Source organism: Qipengyuania proteolytica, from assembly GCF_019711565.1.
In the GTDB taxonomy this organism is placed as follows: domain Bacteria; phylum Pseudomonadota; class Alphaproteobacteria; order Sphingomonadales; family Sphingomonadaceae; genus Qipengyuania; species Qipengyuania proteolytica.
This window is the reverse complement of the sequence record NZ_JAIGNN010000006.1, coordinates 1-2,285: the sequence shown is the minus strand read 5'-3', so window position 1 is coordinate 2,285 and position 2,285 is coordinate 1. Positions and strand designations below refer to the sequence as shown.

Here is a 2,285-nt window from a genome sequence, read left to right as displayed (position 1 = left end):
CCAGAAGAGGCACCGAACCCTGACGCTCTTGTTTATGCCGCATTGGCCATCTTCACCTTGATGCGGTGGACGGTCCCGACGCCGACCTTGAGACGCTTGGCGGTGGCATTGATCGAGAGTCCGGAGTTGAGCGTCCGCTGGATTTTCTCGATCATGATCGGGGGCAAGGCTGGGCGTCCGGGCTTTTTGTTCGACCGTGCCAAGCCAGCCATGATGCGGCTGCGGATCATCTCGCGCTCGAAGTCGGCAAAGACCGAGAGCATGCCGAACATCGCCCTACCCGAAGGCGTCGAGGTATCGAGCGCCTGCTGGTGAAGGTAGAGGTCCACGCCCTTCGCGTTGATCTCGTTGAGGAAGCCAACAAGGTCTTGGAGTGAGCGCCCGAGACGATCGACCGCCCAGCTTGCGACCAGATCGATCTCGCGCCGAGCCACAGCTTTCATCAGCGCATCGTAGCCGGGACGCTTGTCGCGACCTTTGGCCCCAGAGATGCCGTGATCGGTAAACTCGGCGACGATCTCCCACCCGTTCTTCTCCGCCATGGCGAGGAGTTCACGGCGTTGGTTCTCGGTTGTCTGGGTGTCTTGCGAGACCCTCGTGTAGATGGCGATGCGCTTGGTCATTCCAGAAGACTCTCACAGTTCTGGAATGCGTCAACTAGTTCTTTTAGTTCGGCTTTTTCTCGCTTCCGAGGTAGTTTGATCTCTCGTCATTGCAGGAGAGATTATGTCCAACGAGACCATCGTGCGCGACCGCTTCCAACGGATCATCGGCTATATCGAGACGACACCGAGCGAGCGGATCGCGCGCGACAAGCACCGCACGATCCTCGGTTTCTACAGTCCGCGTGATGACTACACCCGCGACAAGCACAAGATGCTCTACGGGGCTGGCGATCACCTGATGTCACTGATCACGAACGCGGCGGGATAATCCGTTCGGAAGCTCTCTAAATAGGTTGGTGAGCTAGTTCCCTTGCGAAGGACGCTTGGATAGGCAGATACCGCTCTTATCTGGTTAGCAAGCCTCTCCCTTGGAAAGGGAACCTCATTGGAGTGAGAAGGGTTCTCTCCTTACTCAACCAAAAGTTGACTTTTGAGCGTCTAAAGCCTAGTTCAGACATGCACTGATTGAAGGTTCTATGTGTAGATCACTTCAAGAATAAGGGCGCAGCCATGGCAGTGGCAGCGCCCTTCATTTTTGGATGTGAGGCCAGAGATGGCAGTCCCTGACCTCACGCTCATCACTTCCGAGCCACTTCGACCACCTTGAGGATCAAGGTTGCAAAAGCGAACATCGCCATGGCGAGCAGTAGCACTGATTCAAGCCCTATGGTAATCACCTCCTAGTCCGCAGCATGATTTGGCCAGATGGCCATACTGCTCCGCCCATATAGGCGAGCTAGCCGCTGGTCGCACGGAGTAATTGTCCACACCGCGACGCACCAACTGCTGCATCCGTCGAAGATATAAGGTGTTTATCAGATAGCTCGGCTCGCGAGCCGAAGTCATTTGGGCGACGGGAACTTGTTCGGCGTGCATCCCATCATGTGTGCTGCGACTTGGGCAGGGATTGTGTGGGCCTGCAATATCGAACCAAGCGAGGCGCTGTTGCGATAGACCCTTGCCTCTGGATCGAGCTTCAAAACCGCGGCAATGATCCTTTCCTGATCATCCGGATCATCCGGTAATCGCCAGAACCGATGGCGGGGCAGATCGTCGTCATCCATTCGCGAACTCCTCGCACCATTTCATCTGGTTCTAGAACAGCCAAAACCGACCATCCTCAATGACGGTTTTCTGCCGATCCTCGCGGCACAAAACAGACCCCATTATGGAATAGCCCGTCCACGGCCCAGCTATCGGGGCTGCGCCCCCAGATCGCCACCAGCAGGGTAGGGGAGCGAGGAGGACCGAAACTTCATTCCTTCGGCAAATCCGAATACTCATAATGCCAACTGGGAGAAGGCGAGACATCGCCGATGTCGCGGCTTCGAACCAGTTACGAAGGGTGAGACGGGATCGCGCAGCGAGACCGGTGAGCCCGCCGTCCATCATTCCATGATGACCCCCATACCACGATCACATTGGCCAGCCCTCACGGGCTTGCCGCTGGTCCGCTCGGCTCGGTTCGACTTCCTGCCAAAGCAGGAACCGGGCGCAAGCGCCCTGTCGCCCCGACCCATCGCGGCCAGTTTCGTGTCCGCTGTATTTCTTCCTTATTGAGTAAATAGGACGGACGCTTGGAGATAGTCGGGCCGAGGACAGTTAAATACGGACAGGGGT

Annotated in this window: 3 protein-coding genes; 1 reads left to right on the top strand and 2 read right to left on the bottom strand. The window is 56.8% G+C overall.

Going from position 1 to position 2,285, the window contains the following annotated elements:
* Positions 1–32: 32 nt before the first annotated feature.
* Entirely contained in the window at positions 33–623 is a 591-nt protein-coding gene (locus tag K3172_RS15390) for a recombinase family protein (RefSeq protein ID WP_221591627.1), read from the bottom strand.
* A 103-nt stretch (positions 624–726) separates the two neighbouring features.
* On the opposite strand from K3172_RS15390, the gene K3172_RS15385 reads away from it, so the two are divergent.
* Positions 727–933, top strand: coding sequence for a hypothetical protein (locus tag K3172_RS15385; protein WP_221591625.1), 207 nt, complete (start codon positions 727–729; stop codon positions 931–933).
* Positions 934–1,507: 574 nt separating this feature from the next.
* On the opposite strand, the gene K3172_RS15380 is transcribed toward K3172_RS15385, so the two are convergent.
* Positions 1,508–1,729 (bottom strand): hypothetical protein, encoded by a 222-nt coding sequence (locus tag K3172_RS15380; protein ID WP_221591623.1) that lies wholly within the window; start codon positions 1,727–1,729, stop codon positions 1,508–1,510.
* Positions 1,730–2,285: the final 556 nt, after the last annotated feature.

Excerpts from the sequence above, each read along its gene's own strand:
- K3172_RS15380 (WP_221591623.1), bottom strand. The coding sequence starts at position 1,729 with ATGGATGACGACGATCTGCCCCGCCATCGGTTCTGGCGATTACCGGAT.
- K3172_RS15390 (WP_221591627.1), bottom strand. The coding sequence starts at position 623 with ATGACCAAGCGCATCGCCATCTACACGAGGGTCTCGCAAGACACCCAG.
- K3172_RS15385 (WP_221591625.1), top strand. The coding sequence starts at position 727 with ATGTCCAACGAGACCATCGTGCGCGACCGCTTCCAACGGATCATCGGC.